The 26,423-nt window shown below is 42.6% G+C and carries 22 protein-coding genes; 9 read left to right on the top strand and 13 right to left on the bottom strand.

The annotated features are described in order from the left end of the window. The first annotated feature begins 1 nt into the window (after position 1). On the top strand, positions 2-2,563 hold the full coding sequence (locus N7E81_RS06390; RefSeq protein ID WP_263052455.1) for an ABC transporter permease: 2,562 nt from the start codon (positions 2-4) through the stop codon (positions 2,561-2,563). Between the two features lie 348 nt (positions 2,564-2,911). On the opposite strand, the gene N7E81_RS06385 is transcribed toward N7E81_RS06390, so the two are convergent. The 3 genes from N7E81_RS06385 to N7E81_RS06375 form a co-directional block, all read right to left on the bottom strand. Further along, positions 2,912-3,937 carry a glutamine synthetase beta-grasp domain-containing protein gene (locus N7E81_RS06385; protein WP_263052454.1) on the bottom strand — a complete coding sequence of 342 codons (1,026 nt, stop codon included), beginning with the start codon at positions 3,935-3,937 and terminating at the stop codon, positions 2,912-2,914. A gap of 141 nt (positions 3,938-4,078) precedes the next feature. Beyond that, positions 4,079-5,152, bottom strand: coding sequence for a porin (locus tag N7E81_RS06380; RefSeq protein WP_263052453.1), 1,074 nt, complete (start codon positions 5,150-5,152; stop codon positions 4,079-4,081). 101 nt (positions 5,153-5,253) lie between these two features. Continuing rightward, a complete protein-coding gene (locus tag N7E81_RS06375; RefSeq protein ID WP_263052452.1) occupies positions 5,254-6,597 on the bottom strand; it encodes an ammonium transporter in 1,344 nt (447 codons plus the stop codon). Between the two features lie 461 nt (positions 6,598-7,058). Between N7E81_RS06375 and N7E81_RS06370 the strand changes: the two genes are divergently transcribed. From N7E81_RS06370 to N7E81_RS06360, 3 genes are all read left to right on the top strand, one after another. Then, a complete protein-coding gene (locus tag N7E81_RS06370) occupies positions 7,059-7,442 on the top strand; it encodes a YraN family protein (RefSeq protein WP_263052451.1) in 384 nt (127 codons plus the stop codon). 98 nt (positions 7,443-7,540) lie between these two features. Continuing rightward, positions 7,541-8,062 carry an NADPH-dependent FMN reductase gene (locus N7E81_RS06365; RefSeq protein WP_263052450.1) on the top strand — a complete coding sequence of 174 codons (522 nt, stop codon included), beginning with the start codon at positions 7,541-7,543 and terminating at the stop codon, positions 8,060-8,062. Positions 8,063-8,190: 128 nt separating this feature from the next. Then, positions 8,191-10,773 (top strand): hybrid sensor histidine kinase/response regulator, encoded by a 2,583-nt coding sequence (locus N7E81_RS06360; protein ID WP_263052449.1) that lies wholly within the window; start codon positions 8,191-8,193, stop codon positions 10,771-10,773. Here N7E81_RS06360 and N7E81_RS06355 read toward each other — a convergent pair. Further along, positions 10,744-11,436 (bottom strand): LytR/AlgR family response regulator transcription factor, encoded by a 693-nt coding sequence (locus tag N7E81_RS06355; RefSeq protein WP_263052448.1) that lies wholly within the window; start codon positions 11,434-11,436, stop codon positions 10,744-10,746. The genes N7E81_RS06360 and N7E81_RS06355 overlap by 30 nt on opposite strands. Positions 11,437-11,564: 128 nt before the next feature. Here N7E81_RS06355 and N7E81_RS06350 point away from each other — a divergent pair, with 128 nt between their 5' ends. Genes N7E81_RS06350 through N7E81_RS06340 form a run of 3 tightly spaced genes read left to right on the top strand, consistent with a single transcriptional unit; the run spans position 11,565 to position 14,698 of the window. Then, the gene (locus N7E81_RS06350; RefSeq protein ID WP_263052447.1) at positions 11,565-12,704 is read left to right on the top strand and encodes a transporter; all 1,140 of its coding nucleotides are present in this window, start codon (positions 11,565-11,567) and stop codon (positions 12,702-12,704) included. 43 nt (positions 12,705-12,747) lie between these two features. Next, the gene (locus N7E81_RS06345; RefSeq protein ID WP_263052446.1) at positions 12,748-14,223 is read left to right on the top strand and encodes a vanadium-dependent haloperoxidase; all 1,476 of its coding nucleotides are present in this window, start codon (positions 12,748-12,750) and stop codon (positions 14,221-14,223) included. A gap of 4 nt (positions 14,224-14,227) precedes the next feature. Further along, on the top strand, positions 14,228-14,698 hold the full coding sequence (locus tag N7E81_RS06340; RefSeq protein WP_263052445.1) for a doxx family protein: 471 nt from the start codon (positions 14,228-14,230) through the stop codon (positions 14,696-14,698). An 11-nt stretch (positions 14,699-14,709) separates the two neighbouring features. Here the strand turns inward: N7E81_RS06340 and N7E81_RS06335 are convergent, their stop codons facing one another. The 9 genes from N7E81_RS06335 to N7E81_RS06295 form a co-directional block, all read right to left on the bottom strand. After that, positions 14,710-16,479: an AMP-dependent synthetase/ligase gene (locus N7E81_RS06335; RefSeq protein ID WP_263052444.1), complete on the bottom strand. Its 1,770-nt coding sequence runs from the start codon at positions 16,477-16,479 to the stop codon at positions 14,710-14,712. 78 nt (positions 16,480-16,557) lie between these two features. Beyond that, positions 16,558-17,280, bottom strand: a complete 723-nt coding sequence (locus N7E81_RS06330; RefSeq protein WP_263052443.1) for an EcsC family protein — start codon at positions 17,278-17,280, stop codon at positions 16,558-16,560. Beyond that, a complete protein-coding gene (locus tag N7E81_RS06325) occupies positions 17,273-18,145 on the bottom strand; it encodes a GNAT family N-acetyltransferase (protein ID WP_263052442.1) in 873 nt (290 codons plus the stop codon). The genes N7E81_RS06330 and N7E81_RS06325 overlap by 8 nt, the downstream gene beginning before the upstream one ends. Continuing rightward, the gene (locus tag N7E81_RS06320) at positions 18,145-18,489 is read right to left on the bottom strand and encodes a tRNA-binding protein (RefSeq protein WP_263052441.1); all 345 of its coding nucleotides are present in this window, start codon (positions 18,487-18,489) and stop codon (positions 18,145-18,147) included. Before N7E81_RS06320 ends, N7E81_RS06325 begins: the two co-directional genes overlap by 1 nt. Continuing rightward, the gene (locus tag N7E81_RS06315) at positions 18,486-19,343 is read right to left on the bottom strand and encodes a nucleoside phosphorylase (RefSeq protein ID WP_263052440.1); all 858 of its coding nucleotides are present in this window, start codon (positions 19,341-19,343) and stop codon (positions 18,486-18,488) included. Before N7E81_RS06315 ends, N7E81_RS06320 begins: the two co-directional genes overlap by 4 nt. 143 nt (positions 19,344-19,486) lie before the next feature. After that, the gene (locus tag N7E81_RS06310) at positions 19,487-20,125 is read right to left on the bottom strand and encodes an acetyltransferase (protein WP_263052439.1); all 639 of its coding nucleotides are present in this window, start codon (positions 20,123-20,125) and stop codon (positions 19,487-19,489) included. A 25-nt stretch (positions 20,126-20,150) separates the two neighbouring features. Then, the gene (locus N7E81_RS06305; RefSeq protein WP_263052438.1) at positions 20,151-21,386 is read right to left on the bottom strand and encodes a hypothetical protein; all 1,236 of its coding nucleotides are present in this window, start codon (positions 21,384-21,386) and stop codon (positions 20,151-20,153) included. A 3-nt stretch (positions 21,387-21,389) separates the two neighbouring features. Continuing rightward, entirely contained in the window at positions 21,390-22,664 is a 1,275-nt protein-coding gene (locus N7E81_RS06300; RefSeq protein ID WP_263052437.1) for a DUF2851 family protein, read from the bottom strand. Between the two features lie 74 nt (positions 22,665-22,738). After that, complete coding sequence (locus tag N7E81_RS06295; protein WP_263052436.1) at positions 22,739-23,320, bottom strand: LOG family protein; 582 nt, start codon at positions 23,318-23,320, stop codon at positions 22,739-22,741. Positions 23,321-23,453: 133 nt separating this feature from the next. On the opposite strand from N7E81_RS06295, the gene N7E81_RS06290 reads away from it, so the two are divergent. Then, a complete protein-coding gene (locus N7E81_RS06290; RefSeq protein ID WP_263052435.1) occupies positions 23,454-25,241 on the top strand; it encodes an ABC transporter ATP-binding protein in 1,788 nt (595 codons plus the stop codon). Between the two features lie 115 nt (positions 25,242-25,356). Next, the gene (locus N7E81_RS06285) at positions 25,357-26,379 is read left to right on the top strand and encodes a TerC family protein (protein ID WP_263052434.1); all 1,023 of its coding nucleotides are present in this window, start codon (positions 25,357-25,359) and stop codon (positions 26,377-26,379) included. Positions 26,380-26,423 lie beyond the last annotated feature (44 nt).

Raw genomic sequence — 26,423 nt, 5'->3', positions numbered from 1 at the left:
TATGGATAGTCAAATCTCCGTTCCCACTAAAAAGTATTCGAAAAGCTGGCTACTCAAAATGGCTTGGCGAGACAGCAGGAGAAGTCGCTCAAAACTTCTGTTGTTTACCATTTCGATAGCTATCGGCATTGCTGCACTGGTAGCCATCAACTCATTTAAAAGAAACCTAGACGAAGAAATACAGCTACAAGCCAAAGCATTGTTGGGTGCAGATTTGGAAGTATATAGTAAGCAGCCTTTCACTACAGAGCAAGCAGCACTGATAGACTCTCTTGGAGAAGAAAAGTCAGGACAAACTCGCTTTGGCTCCATGGTCTATTTTCCTCGGACAGACGGCACACGTCTCGTACAAGTACGTGGCATTCGGGGTTTATTCCCTTATTACGGAAAAATAGAAACCGAGCCGCACTGGGCCGCTGGCGACCTCACCAACGGCGACTATGCACTTGTAGATGAAAAACTCATGCTACAGTTTAATGTAGAAATAGGCGATGAAATTCGTATCGGTAAACTGACACTCGAAATTCGCGGCAAACTAAAAAATGTACCTGGCCAAAGCGGTATATCCACAGCCGTTGCTCCTGTTGTATATATTACCCAACATAATGCCTACCAGTCTGGGCTTATCACCAAAGGCAGCAGAGCGACACACTCCGTATTTTACAAATACCCGACAGAGGCCACTGCCGACGAAGTAATTACTCAATACGAAGCACGTCTCAAAGCACTGGATCTGAAATACGAAACCGTAGAAGAACGTAAAAAAGACACCAGTGAGGCTTTCGCCAACCTATCTATTTTCTTGAATCTTGCCGCATTCATTGCCTTGCTATTAGGAAGTATTGGGGTGGCTGGGGCTGTTCACATCTATCTCAAGGAAAAAAACAAATCCGTAGCGATACTTCGTTGCCTAGGAGTGAAAAGCAAACAGGCTTTTTATATCTACCTCTATCAAGTGTTATTTATGGGCTTGATGGGATCTGTGATAGGTACAGCCTTAGGTCTGGGACTACAATACTACTTGCCCAGACTTTTAGGGGAAATATTACCATTTTCATTTGAACCCAAGATTTTTTGGATAGTAGTCGTAGAAGGGATATGCCTAGGCCTGATCATCGCTGTGCTATTTGCCCTAATTCCATTAATCAGATTGGGGGAAATATCTCCTCTGCAATCGATCAGAGCCACTTTCGAGTCTGACCACTCCTCCGTCGATCAATCTACGATTGTGGTATTCTCACTTGTTACCTTATTTCTGTTTGGTTTTGCCTATTTCCAGATTGGAGAATGGAAACAAGCCGCTTTATTTGTGCTAGGACTTGGGGTAACTTTCGGCCTGCTTGCTCTCATCGCTAGGGGACTGATGGCTTTGGCCAAAAAGTTTTCGATTAGAGCTTCTTCATTTTTGGTGAAACAAGGAATCGCAAATCTACACCGCCCCAACAACCAAAGTACGATACTCCTTTTGACGATTGGGATCTGTGCCGTGCTGATTTCTACCTTGCTCTTTTCGAGGTATATCCTCGTAGAGCAAATCACACTAACTGGAGCAGACGAACGACCCAACATGGTGCTGTTCGACATCCAGACTGACCAGAGGGACGCGCTAAAAGCCCTCACATCCGACTACGACCTACCTGTGATCCAAGATGTACCTATTGTTACGATGCGCCTCAAGGAAATCAATGGCATCAATAAAAAACTAGCAGAAAAAGATTCGCTCCCTAACCTCCCAGCATGGGTATTCAACCGAGAGTATCGAGTTACTTTCAGAGATACACTGATCGACTCTGAAACACTTACTGAAGGTCAACTCCAATCGAAAGTAGAGCAGCCAGAAGACACCATATATGTATCTGTCTCAGAAGGATTTGCTCAATCACGTGAATGGAAAATAGGTGATGAATTGTTATTCAATGTACAAGGCGCCTTGATAAAAGCCTACATCGGTAGCTTTAGGAAAGTGGACTGGCGGCGAGTTCAGACCAATTTTCTAATCGTATTCCCTACTGGTGTGCTGGAGCATGCACCGCAATTTCATGTGCTGGTGACCAAGGTAGATGCCTCCGATGTATCTGCTCGATTTCAGCAAGCCGTTGTGCGCCTATTTCCCAACGTATCGATCATAGATTTGGAATTGATCCTCAAAACAGTCGAAGACATCCTCAACAAAGTCTCCTTTGCCATCAATTTCATGGCAGGATTCAGTGTACTCACTGGCTTGATCGTACTGGCAGGATCTGTAGTTCTAAGCAAGACTCAGCGTGTGCAAGAAAGCGTACTACTCCGAACCATCGGTGCTCGGTCTTATCAGATTTTCTGGATCACTTGTATAGAGTATTTTGCCTTAGGAGCTATTGCTTCATTGGCGGGGCTGGTACTAGCTCATAGCTTCAGTTGGCTGTTGGCCAAATTTGTGTTCGAAAACGATTTTCTCGTCAGCTACTACCATACTTTTTTGATTTTCATCTCCATTACATTCGGGACGATTTTAATTGGACTATTCAACATTAGACCAGTCCTGAGAAAACGTCCTTTGGAAATTCTAAGGAAGGAAATATGAGGGTGGTATCACTATTGCTTGTCTTATATGTAACTAATTCAAGAAATAATGAAACATTTCGTGGTGATATTAATGATCATACTCCTGAGTTGTTCGGCCACTTTCCTGATATTTTAGTTGTTCTTTCCGCGCTTTCACAACTTAATATCAAATGATCTAAACCTACAGGCCATCATGAGAAGCTCGGAACCTTACTGCTAGTAGCATAGACAGGCATTCCGAAAATTGCCATATATGCACGTATGACACATAAGCATGTCGTGTCGATCACAAAACCAATGTTATAACATTAAAAAAGGGAAACCCGAATCGAGTTTCCCTTTTGTCAATTTGAAATAAACAGTTTCTTTAGGCAGGCACTTGCTCTACCACAGCAGTTTTTACTGTTTTGATAATTCTTGCAGCGATCTTATAAGGATCTCCATTAGAAGCAGGTCTTCTGTCTTCTAACCAGCCTTTCCAGCCGTTTTCTACAGTAGCAATTGGAATTCTGATAGAAGCTCCTCTGTCAGATACACCATAGCTAAATTTGTCGATAGACTGAGTCTCGTGCGCACCAGTCAAACGTTGATCGTTTTCAGCACCATATACATCTATATGCTCTTTTACGAAAGGAGCAAATGCTTCGCAAATGGTCTGGTAAGTAGTCTGAGATCCACACGTTCTCAAAATTGAATTTGAGAAGTTGGCGTGCATACCTGAGCCATTCCAGTCACCCTTGATTGGCTTTGGTCTCCATTCGATAGATACACCGTATTTTTCAGCTGTTCTTTCTAGTAGATATCTGCCTACCCATACGTGATCACCAGCTTCTGCTGCGCCTTTGGCAAACACTTGGAATTCCCATTGTCCAGCCGCAACTTCTGCGTTAATTCCTTCTACATTTATACCTGCCTCTAGGCAAAGGTCCAAATGTTCTTCAATAATTTCTCTTCCGTATGCATTTTTAGCCCCTACTGAACAGTAGTATGGTCCTTGTGGCGCAGGGTATCCATTTTCTGGGAAACCTAGTGGTTTTCCTGTTCCGTTGTCGATCAAGAAGTACTCTTGCTCAAATCCGAACCAGAAATCATTGTCATCATCGTCGATAGTTGCACGGCCGTTGCTTTCGTGTGCGGTACCATCGGCATTCAAAACCTCAGTCATCACGAGGAATGCATTTTTTCTGTCTGGATCAGCGAAGATCGCTACAGGTTTTAGCAAACAGTCCGAAGAACCTCCTTCTGCTTGCTCGGTAGAACTACCGTCGAAAGACCACATAGGGCAACTTTCTAGTTTTCCGTCGAAGTTATCAACGATCTTAGTTTTGCTTCTTAAACTTTGTGTTGGCTTATAACCGTCCAACCAAATGTATTCTAACTTTGCTTTTGCCATTATATTAAATTTTAGCTTTTACTGTTTTCTTTTATTCTTAATCACCTTGCGTCAAAAGACCAGATGACTAAGCATTCGTGTTTAAAAGTTTTGCCAAGGCGCCCTCGAGAGCACCCCGGCAAAAGCTAGTCTTAAATGTTCTTAGAATGCATATACTGCTGCCAATGTAAATGATGATAGGCTTTTGCCTAACTCTGCATTCGCAATACCAGAGATGTTTCCATTTGCATCATAAGTTTGATCTCCTTTTAATATATATCCATCATCATAAGACAACATATCCATTCTGAATTCAGGAATCAATGTCAAGTTGCCAATTGAATAGTTAGCAGATAATGTCAAGTCAATCACGCTTTCATCTGCTGCAATTGCTAGCCCTGCTTCATCTTTGAAATACTCACCTCTGAGTCCTAAAGAGAAAGAATCGGAGAATGAGTTTTGCAAATAAAGTGCTGCGCCAGAGAAACTATCTTTAGCTTTTGTAGCATTTACACCCAAATAGAGCGCATCAGTCAAATCCCATCCTGCAGTTAAATCCACTTGATAAAAATCATCAGAATAGATGAAGTTTAAATATGCTCCACCATAACCCAATTGCGCACCCAATACATAATCTCCTGAAGGGTTGAAATCTGTAGCGTCAGTTGGGTTCATTACGGCTAGCATGGCCGTAACATCTCCAAAAGAAAAATCAGCTTTCAAACCAGAGTGAGAGAACGGTCCGTAAGAGAACATGTATGAAGTAGAGTAGTTGTAGTTGCCTGTAGGAGAGATCACTTCATACCCCAAGAAGGTATTGAAATTACCAATTGTCAAAGTCACAGCTTCGCTCACATTCCAGTATGCATACAATTGATTTACGATGCTAGAAGAAGCGGTAGTCGAACCGAAGACGGCGTCAGTACCTCTAGGGCCAAAAACCAAATCAGCAACAAAACCCGTCTTTTTACCTTCTAGTCCCAATATCACATTGGCCATACCTAAAGCAAACCCAGGTTTATTTGCAAATGATGACGTCGGAGCTATATAGGTATTATAGTCACCATCAGCGTCTGGTGTTAATAAACTATTAGATGCATTCAAGTTAGCTCTATAATAAGCATCTACACTACCTGAAATAGACAACTCAGGCTTACTTGATTCTTCTTCTTGTGCGAAGGCGTTGTATGAGACTGTAAAAAATGTCACCAATACAAGTGATAAAAATTTCTTCATGATTAAATTTGTGTAACGGTTCATAAATTTATTTTTCAGATTTGTGAGTAATTTTCCTGCTTCGCGATGTTGGCAGACATGCGAAGCAGGATTTTTTTTTATTAATCGTCGTATACGATTGTATATCCTCTGATACCATGTTCGTGAGTATCAAGACCTTCTTTTTCGTGTTGTTCAGATACTCTTACTCCTACAGTTACCTTCAGTATATAGAAGATGGCGAATGCGATAGGGAATGCACCCAAAGCGTACATAGCCACACCGTATAGTTGAGTTCCGAAAGTATGCTCAGGATTCATAGAGAAGATACCTACTGCGAGTGTACCCCAGATACCACAGCTCAAGTGAACTGAAACAGCACCTACTACGTCATCCAATTTGAATTTGTCTAGTGTGATAGCAGATAGTACTACGATGACACCAGCTACAGCACCTACGATCAATGAGTTGTTGACCGAGATCACATCGGCACCAGCCGTGATACCTACCAGTCCTGCAAGGATACCGTTGAGCACCATACCAAGATCCAATCTTTTGAATACTACATAAGCAGTAAAGAATCCGAATAGACCGCCAGCACAAGCTGCCATACATGTAGTCACCAATACAAATGATACTAGATCTGGATCAGCAGAAAGTACAGATCCGCCGTTGAAGCCGAACCAGCCTAACCATAGCAAGAATACACCGATCACTGCCAACGGCACTGAAGTACCTGGCTTGTCGATTACTTTGCCATCTACGTATTTGCCAAGTCTTGGCCCGATCACGATGATACCAGCCAAAGCTCCCCATCCACCCACAGAGTGAACCAAAGTAGAACCTGCAAAGTCATAGAATCCAGCAGCGTCTAAGAATCCGCCACCCCATTTCCAGCTACCTAAGATTGGGTACACAATACCCACATAGATCAATGTAAACAGCATGTAAGTTGAAATCTTTACACGCTCAGCGATAGCTCCAGATACGATAGTAGCTGCAGTCGCTGCAAACATGCCTTGAAATAAGAAATCAGTCCAGTAAGTGTATCCTCCACCAGCATAGTCGATAGAGGCTCCCTCGCCTGCATCAAGACCAAAACCAGCAAAACCAAAGACACCATCGATGATGCCAAATTCCCCTGGATACATCAAGTTGAATCCACAGATCATGTAAGTCACCAATCCGATAATAGGAGTGATTGTGTTTTTAAATAAAATGTTAACGGTGTTTTTCGATTGGCCAAAGCCAGCCTCAACTCCCGCAAAGCCTAAGTGCATAATAAACACTAAAGCTGTTGCCAACATCATCCAAATGTTGTTGGCCGTAAATAATGCAGTAGCACCAGCAGCAGCAGCTTCCGCAACCGCAGTAGTCACTTCGGCTGGTACCTCGGCGACAACAGCAGCTGTTGTCTCGGCGACAGCAACTGAATCTTGCACTACATTCATCAACAGATTAATCATAGCATGTAATTTTTAGTTCTAAATTGTTTTCCTCAGGAAAGTCCCACCGTGGGATTTTCAAGTTTTTATCATTGAATATTGCAGATTAGGATAGGTAGTGGTTAAAAAATGAACCCGTTTGGTTCGTTTAGCTGCAAATTCAAGTCATTCAGGGTTGTTTTTAATGCTCTTGAGATGCTAAAGTAGTTTTTTTACGTATAACTACGTATTTTTTTATCCAAGTATTTTCTGATTTGCATCAATTATTACATATCTCGTTATTTTTTGACCCTCAAATTATATTTTTTGCAAAATCAACTTAGACCAGCACTTATTATTGATAATTTTTAATCATTCCGACAATCATTGCTTTGGTTTCTAATGATTCAGGCTAAATAATGAAATATTCATAGCGAACCCCTTGATTTATTATAAAGCCATAATTAGCGCTATTTGGCTAATTCGATGAATTGTCAGGTGATTTGGATACATTAGCTGAAAGTATTGCCGATTTGACCCCATTCCAGACACCTAAAGCACAAGGCCATAAGGCTGAAGACCTTGCCCTCGATTATTTACTGAGAAAAAGCTACGTATTGGCCGATCGAAACTATCGCCATAAGAAATCTGAGATAGACCTGATCATGAGACAGAAAGAAACACTTGTCTTTGTAGAAGTGAAATACAGAAGCTCAACCAAATTTGGCCATCCCGAAACTTTTGTCTCTCCCAATCAACAACGATCAATCATTGAAGGTGCTGAGCATTACATGATAACCAACAACTGGCAAGGCAATATTCGCTTTGATATCATAGCTGTTGATGCAAAATATCATATCACCCATTTTGAAGATGCCTTTTATTAAAAACCTTTCTTACCAAACCTACAAGTATATCGTCGCGTATCAATAAATCTCAAAGTCAATCGTTGAATCAACCTCAACCACTTTGAAAACAGCTATCCATGAAAAAAATACTAGCCATCTCTGGAAGTACTCGCCGATCCTCATCCAACGAAGTAGTTTTGAATTATATCAAAACCCATCTGGCTGCCACAGTAGACTTTGAAATATTTGATGGCATAGACAAACTGCCTCATTTCAATCCAGACCTCGACAACGACGGTCTCCCAGCAATAGTCCAAACCTTTAGAGACAAGATCCAAGCAGCCGATGGCATCATAATATGTAGCCCTGAATATGTCTTTAGCCTGCCTGGTAGTTTGAAAAATGCCATTGAATGGAATGTTTCCACTACATTATTCTCCAATAAACCCGTCGCGCTCATCGTGGCTTCTGCTAGTGGACAGAAAGCCTTCGAGGCCCTAGACTTGATCATGACCACACTCGATGCAGACCTACAACCTTCGACCAAGCTCATCATCCCTGGCATCAAGGGAAAAATAAATAAAGCAAGAGAAATAGAAGATGTAGAGACAAGAGAAAACATCCTCCATGTCGTCCAGTCACTACTCCAATCTATTTGAAGCAGATAAAATCTTGCATTCAAATTTTGTCTAGCTTTAGCCCAATAAATTAATCTATGGCAAAGGGAGTAGTTAATATTTGGCATTCGCTTGTTACCCGGTTCGGACTATTTTTTATCGGACTTCTAATGCTAGCTATCTTTAGTTCGGGCATCCTTATCTACCAACGAGCCTCTCAGATCATAGCAAAATTTAGCCAAGAGCGTATTTCACACACCTCCACACTAGCCGAACAATCCTTTTTTTCCTTATTGACTGAAGTCAAAAATGATATTTCGATCCTTTCGGAAAATTCAAAACTGAAGACTTTTGCTCACGAGTCTACACCTGAAGCCAGACAAGAAATTGAAAACCTTTTCTTTGTTACGTTAAAGAATAAGCCTAACTATTTTCAAATCAGACTAATCAGCCTCTCTGATGCAGGAAAGGAAATTCTAAGATTAGACAAAGTCGAAGATAAAATCACCCTTACGGATCAAGACGACCTTCAAGACAAAAGTGATCGTCCTTATTATAAAGACGCACTCAATCTGAATTTTGGTGAATTCTACTTTTCACCCATCAGTCTCAACGAAGAATACGGCGTAGTAACTCCCACACACACACCTACCATCCGCGCCGTCAGCCTGATATTCAACGCCAATCAAAAAGCCATCGCCATGGTGGTGATCAATGTAGATTTGAGTGCCTTCTATCAACAACTACGAACCATGATGACAACGGGTGTATCTCTCATGCTCGTAGATGAGGGAGGCCAGTACTTGTTTGCCGCAAACAATTCAAAGTGCTTTAGTAGGCAACTCAGAACTTATCAAAGGTTTGGGTTAGACTTCAACAAACCCATGGCGGCTCTTTACACCGATTCAGTACGATTTGAAAATCTCAACGACGCCCAGCATCACAATTACCTTGTACAAATCAAGGCCCTGCGCTATTCTAAAAATGACCATCAAATATTTTTAATAACGAGCCTCGATGAAGCCAATGCCCTCAATAGTGTACATGCCGTCAGAAAGTATAGTTTCTGGGTGATTCCAATCGTTGCGCTAATAGCACTGGGTGTTGCACTTATTTTTATTCGTCTATTTGCTAGGCGAATCGGCAGACTAACACAAACGATTGGCAATTACAAACAAGGTTCATCTGCCGCATTGGATTTTTCTAAAGACAGAAAAGACGAACTGGGTGTACTCGCTCGTACTTTCTCTGAAATGAAAGCTAAAATTGACCAACAGGTAGAAGATCTCAAAGACTCATTGAGCAAAGAGCAAAAGGCCATAAGGGAAAAAGATGAGTTTTTACAAAATATGAGTCATGAACTCCGTACCCCACTCAATGCCATTATGGGGCTGACCCAATTACTAAAAAAGAACAAACCCACTCCAAAACAAGCTCCGATAGTAGATTCTATCCACCGAAGTGCTCAATCACTAGCTGGGCTGATGTACGACGTGCTCGATCATCAAAAACTACTGGAAGGCCAAGTCCGTCTCAAATATGCCCCTGTCTCCTTTTATCAACTCTTGTCAGATATCTATGCGAGCTACCAGTACGAAGCCGTGACCAAGGGGCTGAAATTTGAGCTAGACCTAGACGCCAAACTTCAAGATCAATGGCACCAATCGGATGCCTTACGATTTTCTCAGATCATTACCAATTTGATAGTAAATGCTATTAAATACACAAAAAATGGGCGTGTACTTTTATCCAGTCACCTTATTGCCAATGACTCCATAGCAGTCTGTGTGACAGATACAGGCACAGGGATATTGCCCGAAAACCTAGAAAAAATCAGAACCCGATTCTATCAAGAACAGACAACCCACCCAGCCATACAAGATGGCTTTGGGTTGGGACTTTCAATTGTAAAGCAGCTCATAGAGCTCTTCGATGGCAAACTCGAGGTCACTTCTAGCAAAGGAGCTGGCTCCACGTTTCGGGTCATCATCCCTGCTGTGGAAACCGAGCCGCTACCTTATTTGCATGGACATACCAAAGAAAATAAGCTACCCAAATGGCCGCAAACCCAAAAGATACTCCATATCGAAGATGATAAACCCGCTTGCCTACTGATACACCAACTCCTTACCTCGTCTCAAATTGACGTAGTACAAACAGACCAACTCAATACTGCTTCAGACCTGCTAGCCCATCAGCGCTTTGACTTGATCATTAGCGACTTAATGTTGGATGGTTATGTGGCCAGTAAAGAGCTTATAGATCTACAGAAAAAACAAAAACTACCACTCATCGTACTATCGGCCTTCGAGCCTAAACAAATGAAAGTAGTCAGTTCACTTTATTTACAAAAACCCTTTTCTGTAGGGCATTTGGAAGATTTGGTCATGCTTGCCCTTGGCAAAAACCAAGCAGATACACCAAATACCACTCTTAACTATGCCCAGTATGATCATGACTCTATCAAAGTGAAACAGTTTTTGCGCTTACTCATTTCTGAATTTGAAACCTACTTGGAGAGAATACATAAGACATTCAACAGTCAAAACGAAGACGAGTGGACAGCTATTCGGCACAAATTGATCACGCACATCAGGAGTCTAAAACTAGACTTGCTGCACACAACACTACCTGATCGTGTGAGCGATCTAAGCAAAGAAAAATTGACGCTCATCGACAATCTCATGCTTTACAATCTGTGCTACTTCAGAAATGAATTACGACTATTTGAGCAGCTTGATCTTGTTGAGTAACTCTTTTTCGTATAGGTCGCTGATCGAAATCTCTTCTGCTCCGATATATACATCGCCTCCACCCAAGCTATCGATATGATTGACATTCACAATGTATGAGCGCTGGACACGCTGAAAATACTCAGGTAGTTTTTCGACAAGCTGTGTAAGTGTCATCAGCGTCAATAATTTTTTATCCGCAAACACCAGCTCTACATAGTTCGCTGCAGATTTGACATAGCGCACCTCTTTTAGATCCACCTTCACTAGTTTGTTGCCATCCTTTACAAAAATCTGATCCTGTACTGAGACGGGCTGACCATCTTTTTTTTGCACCTTTTGCATCCCTTTGAAAAATCGCGCAAAATCAATCGGCTTTACTAAAAAGTCCACAATCTGATCGTAATCGTATGACTCTGGCGCAAAATCTCTATTGGCTGTAATCATGATCACGGCTGTATTTGGCCGAATCAATTGCAAAATCTCCTTACCAGTAAGATCAGGTAGATTGTAATCCAACAAGATTACATCAAAATGATTTTGACTGATCAGATTCACAGATTCAAAACCACTATTCGTCACAGTGACATTAGACACAAAGTCAATTTTAGAACAATAGTGCTCTAATAAATCACAAATCAAAGGGTCGTCATCTACGATCAGGCAGTGCATAGTCTTATCCATTCATCCAATACTTTCATCCACCAAGATAGCCATTTCATCCTTTACTCTATCTGGCATCTATCCGAATTCATTAATCTTGAAATTAAGCAACACCCTTTTTTCAACTACCTATTTGAACTTAACTTATAATGAAAAAATCAATTCTCATCCCTTCTAGTTTTGTACTAGCCTTATGCTTTACAGAAGCCTTAGCTCAGGGGTGCGTTGCCATAAGAGGGTTTAGCGGATGCTCAGCAGGGCTATCTAATACTTTCGGAACATCCAAAGGAGAGGCGTTTATCAGTACCAGCTTTCGATATTTCAAATCTTTTCGCCACTTCCGTGGAAATCATGAAGAAATCGAACGCATCGAAAATGGAACAGAAGTCATCAACAAGAGCTACTTTCTAGACCTATCCCTAACGTATGGCATTACTAACCGGCTGTATGCTACAGCCATCCTTCCCTTCACTCATCACAACCGTTCCTCTATGTATGAGCATGGAGGCAACCCGCCTAATGGACTAGGTGAAAGACACGAAACAACTGCTCGCGGCTTGTCCGATTTGAGACTAGGCATGGGCTACTGGCTGATTGACCCATCCAAAGGAAAATCCTTCAATTATGCCATCGGAGTAGGCATTAAATTGCCAACAGGCAACTACGACTACAAAGACACTTTTTACAATCAGGGCGTTAATAAAAATGAAACAAATTATGCTGTAGTGGATCAATCGATCCAGCCTGGAGACGGTGGCACAGGCATCACGCTAGACGTGCAAGGCTATCACGTACTCTCAGAAAAATTCGTCTTATCCACCAACCTCTTTTACCTAATCAATCCCAAAGAAACTAACGGCATACTCACCAGATCCAAGACCAGTGAGTTTTCATGCCCTGACCAATTTGCTATACGCATGGGATCATTTTACAATACCTCCCTTCACGGGTTCAGTATGTATGCTGGTGGAAGAGTAGAAGGCGTGCCTTCTACAGACCTAGTAGGTGGCAGCGCTGGATATCGGCGGCCAGGCTATGCCATATCTATAGAACCTGGCATAGCCTATAGCAAAAACAATATAGCCATCAATGCAAGCATACCATTTGCGGTGGCCAGAAACAGAGTACAAAGCTACCAAGACAAGCAAATTTCCTCTACTACTGGAGTATACAAAAATGGAGATGCCGCCTTCGCCGATTATTTGGTGAATATCACTCTGACTTATAGGATAGGCAAAAAGCATGGTGACGATATGCTCATGGATTTTGTACCAGATTGGAATGATTAAAAGTGAAACACACTAAAAGAGAACGATTAATAAAACAAGTAATATGAACAAACTAATACACTGTGTAGCCCTGATGGCTCTTCTGCTTACCGCTTGCACACCAAACCAAAAGCAAACAGACCTCGAACCTCCAAGAGGTGAAGCAAACGTAGCTTACCAATGGGGACATATGGCACTAAAAGCCACCGCCAACGACACTGACAAATTCAAACCCAGACCCACTATCACCAGCAGGTTTCTAGGATTGATTTTTACCTCCATTTTTGATGCTTGGACTCGATACGACGAAAAGGCCTCTCCAATATATCTTGCAGGCGTAGAACGTCGCCCTACAGACGAGCAAACCACGCGCAACAAAGAAATAGCCATCAGCTATGCCGCCTACCGCGCCATGTCTGAATATTATTATACAGACACTACGATGTATAAGGAGTTGATGTTGAAATTGGGCCTAGACCCCAACGACCAATCCCTAGATCCTACCACACCCGTGGGCATTGGCAATCTCGCTGCCAAGGCGGTGATCGAAAATCGCCGAAATGATGGGTCTAACCAATATGGTGAGTTGTCTGGTGAGTCGGGTACCCCATACGAAGACTACACCGCCTATGCTCCTGTAAATACCGTAGACAAAAATGTAGACATCAACCGATGGCAACCCAAATACTTTGCTGACGGCAATGGTGGAAAATTTGCTCCTGGCTGTCTAACGCCTTATTGGCAACTCGTAAAACCACTACTCCTAGACTCTTCCAGCCAATATCGCCCAGGCCCTCCTCCAATGGTAGGCTCTGATCAATTGGCTGCAGAAGTAAAAGAAGTAATCGACCTCCAAGCCAACCTCACGGACGAAAATCGAGCCTTGGTGGAGTTTATGCGAGATGGACCAAAATCCGTACAGCAAGCCGGTCACTGGTTGCTATTTGCTCAGCAAGTATCTGTGCGCGACAACCACACACTCGACGAAGATGTAAAAATGTACTTCCTTGTAGAGGCCGTAGCCATGGATGCCTTCATCGCTTGCTGGGATTCGAAAATGCACTACGACTATGCCCGACCCTATGCACTCGTACACGACTACTACCAAGATCAGGTCATCAAGGCTTGGGGCGGACCAGAAGTGGGCATGACAGAGATGAAAGGCGATCAGTGGAGACCTTACTCACCAGAGACTTTCCTCTGTCCTCCATTTCCCAGCTACGTATCTGGGCATAGCACCATTAGCGGTGGCTGTGGCGAAGTCCTCCGCCTATACAAAGGCAACGATCAATTTGGTTCCTCTGTGGACTTGGTACCAGGCAGCATGACTGAACCCAACAATCTTGGCGATACCGTAACTATTCACTTCCCTACCTTTACTCAAACGGCTGAGATGGCAGGTATCTCTCGTGTAATGGGTGGCTACCATATCCAAGCAGACAACGTAGAAGGTTTGACGCTGGGTAGAAATGTAGCTAACGACATCTATCAGAAGTATTTGAAACTGGTAGGGGAAGAACCTAGTTCATCTAAAATCTAATGACATGAATGTAAAGGAGCTATCTCAAAAAATAGATGACGGGCTTTTAATCCTAGCGGACAAATACGGTTTCGTACTGCTCGAAACCTCCATCGGGTTGATTTATATGTGGTTTGGCATGCTGAAATTTTTTCCAAACTACAGCCCTGCCGAAGTATTGGCTGGCGATACGCTTGACTTGCTCACTTTTCACTTATTTGATAAACAAATCCTATTGTGGCTCCTCGCTAGCGGGGAGCTACTCATAGGCCTTGCACTGCTGCTAAGAATCAAATCCAAATATGTGATTTGGGGATTGCTTCTTCATATGGGAGGTACGCTCTCACCATTATTCCTATTTCCAGAGCAGGTATTTACTCACCCGCCATTTGGCTTTAGTCTGGTCGGTCAGTACATGATGAAAAACCTTGTCATCATCAGTGCAGCCCTCGTGATCTACACCAAAAACGCACGTAAGACTTCGGCTAGGAGTTAAAAAAAACCTGATTAGCTCGACATCATATAGATGCGTTCAATCAAGGCCTGAAATTTCTCTTTAATGATGCGGCGTTTGAGCTTCAAAGTAGGGGTTAGTTCTCCGCTTTCTATCCCCCAGGACTGACTCACAAGCTCAAATTTTTTGATTTGCTCCCAGTTTCCAAACTCCTGATTGAATTTAGCTATTTCGGATTCATAAAGTGTAATCACCTTTGGGTGTGCAATCAATTCTTTATGGCTTTTAATCTCCAGTTTTTGCTTCAATTGCCATTCATTTAAAGCCTCGAAGTTAGGAACTATCAAAGCCGATGGGAATTTCTGACCTTCTCCCACCACCATCACTTGCTCTATGTAAGGGCTTTCTTTAAACTTGTTTTCCATCATCTGTGGTGCAATGTATTTACCCCCCGAGGTTTTAAACATTTCCTTTTTCCGATCCGTGATTTTCAAAAACCCATTCTCGATTACACCAATATCACCCGTATGAAACCACCCATTCTGAATAACTTCAGCGGTCAGTTCTGGAGCTTTGTAGTAGCCCATCATGATATTATCACCCTTACATAGGATCTCACCATCATCGGCTATTTTCACCTCCACCCCTTCAATCAACCTACCCACAGATCCGATCCGCACGTAGTCAGGAAATGGCGCCGTGGCCGTTACCACAGGCGATGTCTCGGTGAGCCCATAACCTTCGCAAACTGGAATTTCTGCCGCCCAAAATATGCGAGCAAGTCGAGGTTGCAAAGCAGCAGCTCCCGACGAAATCAGTTTTAACCGCCCCCCCAATGCTTCTTTCCATTTAGAAAAAATCAACTTTCTGGCAATTTTTAGTTTGAAATGATACCAACCACTAAAGCTTCCATTTGGATCGTACTGCAATCCCAGATCGATGGCCCAGAAAAACAGCTTTCGCTTAATGAATGACAACTCATAGCCTTTGGAAACAATCTTGTCATATACTTTTTCAAGCAGGCGAGGCACACAGGTAAACATGTGTGGACTTACTTCTTTGATATTGTCTCCTATCTTGTCCATGCTCTCCGCATAATAAATCGACAAGCTGTTGTAGAAGTACACATAAATAGCCGTGCGCTCATAGATATGGCACATCGGCAGAAAACTAAGCGTTCGGTCATTTCCTTGATCCATGCACCCCATGGTACGATCAGACACGCCCAGTGTATTGGATACAATATTGAGGTGGCTCAACATGACCCCTTTGGGTCGACCTGTGGTGCCCGAGGTGTAAATAATCGTAAGCAAATCTGCAGGCTGTACTTTATCCATCAGTTGTTTTACTACCGACAAATCCCCTTGCGGATCTAGATCTTTGACTGCCGTCCAATGTGCCACGCCATCTACTTGATCGAAAGAATAGACATAGGAAATAGACAAAGAAGCGGTCGCCGTCTTTACTTTTTCCATCAGCTCAGCATTGGCCGCAAAAATCATTTTGACCTCTGCATGCTCAAAAATGTATTGATAGTCTTCGACCGTAATAGTTGGATACATAGGCACTGATACCGCACCTATTTGCTGACAAGCAAAATCTACAAAATTCCATTCTGGGCGATTGGGAGAAATAATCGCCACTTTATCCCCAGGCTGAATACCCAACGCCAGCATGCCAAGGCTCATTTCGTTCACTATCCGTACCGTTTCGGCGGTGCTATAGCCTTTCCATTGGCCATGCTCTTTGTAATTCAGCCCACTATCCAAAGGGGCTTGTTCCTGCTGATAATATAGAAAGTCAAATACGCGTGTGGGTGTCATGCTGCTTCGTTAAGTAGTGTTCTCTAATATAATTATTCTTCTAGGTTTGGGTGGTGGTTTCTGGCAATAATCCTCTGGCTAACGAGGATTCAAACGCCGCAGTCGGTAGGCGTTCATCGCGATTTTTCCGAGACGATTGGTCAGCTTATGATTGACATAAGCACCGACTACTGCACCTACGCCAGGTATCAGTTGCAGCAGTTTGGCCAGATCCAAATGATCCCGATACTCCTGCTGAAACAACTGCCAGTCGAAAGCATTTATGTCTGAAGGTAACTTATCCTTTTGGATTTCCCAATTGCTAATGACAAGGTAAATCTCGTTCCGCCTTTTTTGACTTGAAAAAGCCAATTGAAAAACATAAAGTATAAAAAGTCTCTCTTTATAATCTTTGGTGTCTACACCATATGATGCGGCAATTTCAAACAACATCTTCATTTTGATCGACATCCAAAGCGGAAAATCGGCTAGTCCACTCACAAACCCACCAAAACCAGTAATGGCTCCTTCGGCAGTGGCGGTAGACGTGTAGCGATTGATCTTCTCTTTTACGTGCGCCTCTATATCCATCAGAGAGCGCGTTTCTGTGTTGGGCTTGGTGGTAAACTCTGCACCAAAAAGTACCGCTCTAGTCATCTGCTTAACCACTTGCGTAATCAACCTACGCAAACGATTGGGCCAAAGCCTATTGATACGTGTTTGAAATTTTTGAATAGTTGCATTCGAGACGGATGGTGTTCGCTGCATCGCGATTTGCCACTCCGCTAACTCATTCGTTATTTTCTCTTCATAACTAGACATCTATCAGTGTTTTTTGCATTTCAAATTGCTGAAGATCTCGTTGAAAACCTAGCTTCATGAAAAAATTAATCACGCCCTCTTCCTTCATTTCTATATTCAGTATAGAAAGTGTTTTACTTTCGCTTAATATATGAGCGCGGGTCACTAGTGCGGTAGCTATCCCCTTACCCCTCTGATCTGACCTCACTGCAAGATGTGCGATTCGCCCGTTGACAGGCTGAAAAATAAGATAACCCAATAGCCTACCCTCGACACGATGTTCCAATATAGTTTCCTTCGATAAATGATATTTGATTTGGGACAACTCATCTAGCCAACTAGCCTTGATTGTGGCTAGTGCTGCATACTCGGCAACCATAAAATCAGACACCTCCTGTACTCTTATTTTTTGATTAGCCGTCGTCTTGAGTACACCATCTTTGAGCATCAAACACTGAAAAAGCTTGACCTGCTCGAAGCCCGCTTTCTGATAAGACCGTATGGCAGAAGCATTGTCTCTTAGCACCTCGAGCACACACTTCTCTATTCCTTCTTTTTTGAGCTTAGGAAAAATATACTCATACATTGTGGCTGCAAGTCCCTGACCTGTATAACCAGGAATAACTCCTGTCCCACCATTATAAGCCGTTAGTTCTCCCTCATATGCATTGACTGACTGAAAAATAAAAGCAACCAATTTGTCTCCTGAGAATATACCCGGTGATAGGTCAAATCGAATATTGAGTTTGTTCAGCATTCGATCGTCAAACGCTTCTTTTGATATTTTCATACTGACCTGATAAGACGAAAATGCTTCTACAAAAGAGCGGTGCATTTGTACCAAGTCTTTTGGTGTAAGCGTTCGATATTGCAACCCGTCGGCCATCAGCAAAGTCTAGCGCCATTGGGTAGTTTGCGCTCTACCGTGGAGAGTACAATATCTCCTTTTTCATCGGCAAAGCCAGTGACTAATATCTCAGACATAAATTTCCCAATTTGTCTTGGAGGAAAGTTGACCACACAGATTACCTGCTGCCCTACCAGCTCGTCTAAAGAATAGTGCGCCGTAATCTGAGCACTGGATTTTTTCACTCCTATTTCGTCTCCCAAATCTACCGTCAGTTTGTAAGCAGGTTTTCGTGCCTCAGGGTATGGCGCTGCGGTAAGGATAGTCCCTACTCGCAGATCTATTTTTTCAAAATCATCCCAACTGATCAATCCTTCATTCATATTCTTTCTAACACTTTTTGAATTAAATCACCTACTATTTGGTCTGGATTGGCGGCAAACTCCTGAGTAACACGATTGGCAAGAATGGCATTCAGGCTGAGTACTTCATGTCCCAACAACCTTCCCATGGCATAATAGCCAGCGGTCTCCATTTCGAAATTAGTGAGTCTGAAATCTGCCTGTCGGAACGCATTAAGTACTTCCATAAATTCGGGCATGGCATTCTTCGCTCTCAGTTTTCTCCCCTGTGGCCCGTAGAACCCAGGGCAAGTAGCAGTATTTCCAATCACCATATCAAAGGCCAATTGCTCTCGAAGTTTGCTCGACCCAGCTACTGCATACGGGGCAAAGGGCAAACCTGTTGCCTCTTGGAGATGGAAGGAGATCTCTTGCTCATGAGCCGTCTGCGACAAATCATAATAACACATAAGTGTGTCTAGCCCCACAGCATAATCAGAAGCCAATAGCGCCCCCACAGGGAGATCTTCCTGCAAGCTACCCGACGTGCCTATTCGGATGATATTGAGACTGGTTTTTTCTTCTTTGATGGTACGGGTACGGAGATCTACATTGACCAGCGCATCCAACTCATTCATGAATATTTCAATATTATCGGTGCCCATACCAGTACTCATCACGGTCAATTCCTTGCCATGACACACGCCTCTGTGGGTGACAAATTCCCTACTTTTCTTTTTGAAAGAAACGCTGTCAAAGTTTGCCGTAATCTTTTCCACTCGCTCGGGATCGCCTACGGTCAGGATCGTTTGGGTGATGTCTTCAGGCTTTAGGTGCAAGTGATACACGCTGCCGTCTGAATTGAGAATCAGGTCTGTTTCGGAGATTTGGGACATACTTTGCGAGAAGATTTATTTCCTGAAAAGATAATGAATATTGAGTTTCAGCCCATCTCAATCTGACATTAAAGAAAGCTACCCATACACCTTATGAATTGGTGAACAAAAAGAACTCCTTTCTTACTACATGAAAATTCCTCTTACTGCTCAATCTTCACTGCGGGGTTACCAAATACGGTTTCTCCTTTGGCCACATCGGCGATCACTACAGAGCCTGCTCCTACTCGAGCATTTTTACCTATTTTCACCCCAGTGATGATCACAGCTCCTGCCCCAACAAATGCATTTTCTCCCAGCTCCACATGGGCACTGACCGTGGCTCCTGCTCCTACCTGCACAAAGTCACCCAATTTGGCATCGTGATCTACGGTGCACCCGCTATGCAGTATGCAGTGGTTGGAAATATCCGATCCTGCACCCAGGGTCACGTTGGCATTGATAAAGTTGCCATGGCCTAGCACCGCAGATTTGGCAATGTATGCCGAAGGGTGAATGGCATTGGTAGGCATCACCTTGCGCTTTTCGATCAGCACTTTGGCAATCGACTGCTTTTCTTTGCTGTCGTCTGTAGCCACAAAGGCTTCACATTTTTGGCCTATCAACTTCAAAAAACCCTGATCTGTCGTACTTCCCAATACTGGAATATTATCAATGTCAGTATTGTGCAATTTTTTGTCGTCGTCGAGAAAACCGTACACGACATTGCCATTAGATTCAAAGATTTCGAGTGCGGCTCTACCGAGTCCGCCAGTGCCAAATATGATTACGGGATTTTCCATGGCGCAAAGGTAGATAAAAGACCAATTAATCCTTTCGGAAAAGCTTAAAGGATTGTAATTGATACACTATCCACAAAACTACAAATGGGGCATAGTAGATTTTGAATCGGGCCAAGGTACCCAAATTGGGTGCTGAGTAGGAGAGAAAAATAGCCAGTACAGTTACATATATGACTGTTGCCAACCTCTCTGCTGTCCACGGCATTTTCTTCTTTTTGGCGACCATCAACAAAGCCAACACCGCACCGATAAGAAGGGCTAAATTTTCTAAACTAGCCAACACCGCAGGGAAGGAAAAATCTTCGCCTAACACTGGGCGAAACAAACCCGAAAACCATAAATAAGGCATATTGACAAAGAGATCCCATCCATTATCAAACCAAGATAAGGTGTACACGGCACCATGTGGAGCTAGCTGGATATAAGCCTCATGATTTTCCTGCATCACAAGCCAAAGTCTAGACATACTCAGGTTAGGACTTAGCCATTGTAGAAATCCTAGTACAGGCAATACCAAAGCTAACGTCAAGATTCCTGTTCTTTGCCACAACGAGAATTCAATCCATTTTTTCCCGAAAGGAATATGATACAAAACCAGATAAATCAATAATGGAATAAGTACTGCAGCTACATAGTATTTGATCCAAACGATAATGGCCAACGCCAACACACTCAATAAAAATGACCCAAAAGAAAATTTCTTCGTTTGTTGCCAAGCCAGAAAACAACCGATCAAAACAGATACTGCGGCAAAAGCTAAACTCTCTTTGAGCAACCCAGAAGACCAGAAAACTATAGATGGAAAATATAAAAACGCAACAATCGCTGGTATCTTCAGGTCCGCTCGCCACCGTACCAACTGATCGACAAGTAAAGTGGCACCACAAAAGCTAGCAAACGAAAAATAAACCGAAAGCAACCAATAGTCTGCATGCGTCAGCCATTTGACTACGGCTACTATTCTCACAAAGTATATTGCTCGAACCGATTGGCTGGGAACTGTGCCTTGAGTAATGGCCTCAAAAAATGCTACAGGGTCTAATTGAGCCAAGCGACTAGCTTGCTCATAAAAATGTATCGTGTCTCCACTCTGATAGTACCCATAAAACAAGCCTCCTAAGAATAGCCCACTACAAATTTTGAACAACCACGCAGGCCAAAAATGACTACGAATTGGACTTTGATCATAGCTCAAAAAGTGCCAATAGCTGAAACCAATGAGCAGAATACTATTGAAAATATAAATAAGGGCTATGGCCAAGGGCTAACTATTAATCAAGTTGACCCCAATTTTACAGGATAGACACTTCTTTTTCAAACAAAACTCGTTTCGCAATTCGATAAGGGCTTGAGAATCGAAAGCATCTTTGACCTGAAAACCCAGCTCCCCCCACATCGTAAGGATATGATTTCGTTCGGCCTTCACTGTTTGCAGCAAATCAATCGCCTTGTCCATAAAACTAATCTCATCGGTATACTGTGAGTAGGAGGCGAGTAGTGGGGCTACGGTATTGATCAGGATCAGGTCGATACTGGATTTGCCCATGGCGTTCTGGCTGCGATTACTAGCTTTTCCAAAATCATAATGCTGCTGCCAATAATCATCTACATCTACTTCAAAAAGGGTCAAAAGATCCTTTGTTTTTTGGTAATGAATAAACTGGTCAAAACACTTCACATTTCGAGTCATGAAAGCAGCAAACTGAGCAAGTCTCACTGTGGGGAAATTGCCAGGCCTCAGCCGCAGATATTTCCACTCCGCTTGGAGCAATTCAAATCCCTGTAGCTTATATTTTTTCGACAAGTAGTCATATTCTTTGTTTAGTTCGTGGCCGTAAGTATCCAAATCACCATGCAGAAAACCTGCCATGCCAAAGATCAACGCAGCCACTGGCAATGGTTGCCCAGCGTGCTTGATCAGTGTCTTGTGATGAAGTGATTGAGCCAACTTCAAAAATGGTTCGTCGTTGGTTTTAAAACCAAAATTCTTGGCGAGCAACTGATAAGTGGTTTCTTCCCAGCTGCCTTTATTTTTTTCTAAAAGGTTTAGAATCACTTCTGATTTTTGCTTCAAGCGTTGTACACCCATTTGGTCTAGCATGCTTAGTTTGTCAATATCCCTGACTCGTCCAAACTGTGCTGCACATGGAATCTGCTCTGGGCTTTTGATCAACTGATTGCACTTTCTCAACAACTCTGGGTGAATGCGGTCTTGCAATTCTAAAACTGGCAGGCTGGCACCATTCACACTTTGCACCTCGATATCGTGCTCCCAGACTACATGTAGTACCACATTATTATAAGCCTCGTCGTGTTGATGCTTATGCTTGTTCCAATCCGAAGACCTAATATGGAGCTCTATATGTCCATACCACATAATGTCGTCGATCAATAGTTTGGCGTTTAAGAAATCTGGCCCTGCGTTCGTATTGTAGTGGCCTATGGCATAAATCTGCACAGACAGCCCGTCGTGAGTAGTCAGCTCAATGGTGTTGAATTTTTGAAATTGCCAGATAAAATGTAAGAAGGATTCGCGCACAGTAGGTCATATAGGTTAGTAAATTTTCTCATAGCGCTAAATCTAATTTACTACTTGATGAGTTCAACTCAAAATCAAGTGAGTCCAAGTTTTTGCTCGAAAGAGGAATCATCAGCTTGAAAGCGTTTCATTTTAGTCAGCAAACCTTCCACGTGATCATCCACTACAAACAGTTCTAAATTAGCCGATTTTACAAACCCCTCCTGGTGCATGTGCTTAAATAACTCTAACAATCGATCATAAAAACCATTTACATTGAGGATACCAATTGGTTTTTTGACCAAACCCAACTGCGCCCAAGTCATGACTTCGGCCAGCTCCTCCAACGTACCAAAGCCTCCCGGCATGGCTATAAAACCATCAGATTTTTCCACCATGGCCGTTTTCCGTTCATGCATATTATTGGTTTGAATAAGCTCCGTCACTTCCGTGTTGGTGATTTCCACCTTATCCAAAAAGCCAGGAATGATGCCCGTCACTACCCCACCATGATCCAAACAGGCTTTAGCAACAGCTCCCATAATACCGATCTTGGCACCACCATACACCAGCCTGATGTTTTCTTCAGCGAATGTACGACCCAATGCTACGGCCGCCTCTTTGTACTGATCGTCATGACCAGGCGAAGAGCCACAATACACACAAATACTTTTCATCTAACTAAGATAATAGAACCCCTATAAAAACTGTAGACCAAGCTGATAGTTGTCATATAGGTTGAGCTCTTTCCACAAAAGGTTGGACGTGTGAGTCTGGCAAGATAAATTTGCGCACATTTTAAGAATTGCTATGGCCAAGGAAAAAATAAAAGCAGAAGATAAGCGAGCATTGAATAAAGAGAACTTCGGTAAACTTTATGGCATTTTTCGCTATCTGCTCCCCTACAAGACCAAATTTATCATTGGGCTCGTATTTTTGGTATTAGGTAGTTTCTTATTGTTGGCTTTTCCTCTGATCGCTGGCAAGCTAATCGATGTGGCCTCTGGCGAAGGCACTTGGATGCTCAACGACATCAATAGCATTGCGTTAAGCCTAGTCGGCATACTTTTTCTACAAGGTATTTTCTCATTTTTCAGAGTCTATCTTTTTGCTCAAGTAAGCGAAAACGCCATGGCTGATGTACGATTTGGGTTATATAAAAAAATTCTTTACCTACCCATCTCTTTTTTCGACAAGCACCGCACTGGAGATTTGATGAGCAGAATGTCTTCTGATGTCACGCTACTTCAAACTACTTTTTCTACTACACTAGCAGAAGTAATCCGACAAGTAGTGACACTGGCTGTAGGTATCGCTATGATATTTATCAACACCCCTGCGTTGAGTATATTCATGTTGGCTACTTTTCCTGTATTGATCATTTCAGCTATGCTTTTTGGCAAAAAAATCAGAAAGCTCTCTCGCCAGTCGCAAGACGAACTCGCACATTCGTCCACTATCGTAGAGGAAACCTTCCAATCTATTCTGGCTGTCAAATCGTTTACCAACGAGCTATTCGAAAAATTGAGGTATCAAAAATCACTCAAACAAGTAGTAACCACAGCACTAAAAGCAGCCACTTATAGAGCTGGCTTTATCTCGTTTATCATTTTTGCACTCTTCGGCGGAATGGTGGCTATCATGTGGTACGGAGCCCTGTTATTGCAAAAAGGTGAAATGTCCGTTGGTGATTTGATTTCATTCGCATTCTACACAGCTTTCATTGGTGGATCTATTGCAGGAATCGGCGATTTGTTTGGCCAGATACAGCGAGCAATAGGCGCTTCTGAGCGAATCTTAGAAATCCACGAAGAATCATCCGAAACAGAAGAATCTGAAAATAACACCACTCCTAGGCTAAGTGGTAATATCTCTTTCGAGCAAGTAAATTTTCAATACCCCAGTCGTATGGACATGCCTGTATTGCATGGCTTGTCTATGCAAGTCGCTGCAGGTGAAAAAGTAGCCTTGGTAGGCAAAAGTGGAGCTGGCAAGTCTACTATTGCTCATTTACTCATGCGTCTCTACGATGGTTTTAGCGGAAGCGTAAAAGTAGACGGCCAAGACATCTCTACTTATGACTTGTCTGATTATAGAAAGAATATCGGGATCGTACCACAAGAAGTCATTCTTTTTGGCGGCACCATTCGTGAAAACATTGCCTATGGCAAATTAGACGCTAGTCAAGAAGAGATAGAAGCAGCAGCCCAAAAAGCACATGCACTAGACTTTATACAGTCTTTTCCTGAAGGCTTTGATACACTGGTAGGAGAACGAGGCGTAAAACTATCGGGCGGGCAGAGACAGCGAATAGCCATCGCTCGTACGATATTGAAAGATCCAGCCATCTTGATTCTGGACGAGGCTACTAGCTCGCTGGATGCTGAATCTGAACAACAAGTACAGCTGGCTCTCAATGAGCTAATGAAAGGACGTACCACGCTAATCATAGCTCACAGGCTCGCCACCATCAAAGAAGTGGACAGAATTTACGTAATCGAAAGTGGCTGCATCAAAGAATCAGGAGCTCATAATGAGTTGATAGATAACGTAAAGGGCACATATCACCATTTAGTTAATTTACAACTGGTTCATTAAGGATACTTATCAGATATAAATTTTATTATATGCCTGATAATCATTTCCTTTGCGGCTTGTTAGTTGATACTATCAATTAACAATTTTTTAAAAAACCACCAAGATAAACATATCCATGATTCTCAATTTGTTTTCGGGCACTAACGAAGTGCTGCTTTTCAGCGTATTTGGGATTGTGATCATTCTCTTCCTTATCGTTGATTTGGGCCTTGTTCACAAAGGCCCCGCTAAGATCACTCAGAAAGACGCTTTAATACAGACCATTTTCTGGATTTTTATATCAACTGTGTTTGGAGTACTTATCTACTTCTTTGGTGGTGGACCAGAAGATGCCCTTGAGTACTTCTCTGCTTATGTAACCGAAAAAGCCTTATCCGTTGACAATATTTTTGTCATTCTCCTGATCCTAAGGTATTTCAAAGTAAAAGACGAATACTACCACGACATCTTGTTCTGGGGTATTCTGGGAGCTATCGTATTTAGAGCCATATTCATCTTTTTGGGTGCCTTGCTCATTGGCGAATTCCATTGGATCCTCTACATTTTCGGTATCTTCCTCGTGTACTCGGGTATCAAAATCTTCAACGAAGATGAGGATATGGAAATCGAGCCAGAAAAAAATTTATTGACTCGATGGGCTAAAAAAATACTTCCAATTTCGAATAGTGATCGAGGTGGCAGATTTGTTTTCCGTGAAAATGGCAAACTATGGTTTACACCTCTATTTTTGGTGATCTTATTAATCGAATCTACGGATTTGATCTTTGCAGTAGACTCTATCCCTGCGGCTTTCGCCATTACACAAAATGAATTTGTAATCTACACGTCAAATATTTTTGCTGTCATGGGACTCAGAGCCATGTTTTTCCTATTAGCCAACACCTTAGACAAGTTTTATTTGCTTCAAAAAGGATTGTCCGTCGTATTGATTTTTATCGGTGTGAAAATGCTGATGGAAATGAGCATCATACAGAAAGCTTTTCAGCTGATTGGCATTGAGCATGCTCACATTCCAATCATCTGGTCGTTCATCGTGATCATGGCTGCGCTTACTTTCTCTATTGTACTATCTATTATGTTTCCCCAGCCAGAGACAGTAGAAGAAGCTACAGAACCAGTAGAGGCTAGCGAAAATTAATCTGTAGAATCCATTACTTTTGGCGTCTAATTTCGTTAGGCAAT

The sequence above is a fragment of the Reichenbachiella carrageenanivorans genome (genome assembly GCF_025639805.1).
GTDB lineage: Bacteria > Bacteroidota > Bacteroidia > Cytophagales > Cyclobacteriaceae > Reichenbachiella > Reichenbachiella carrageenanivorans.
Note: the sequence above shows the minus strand (reverse complement) of the source record. Positions and strands in the feature narration are given on the sequence as shown.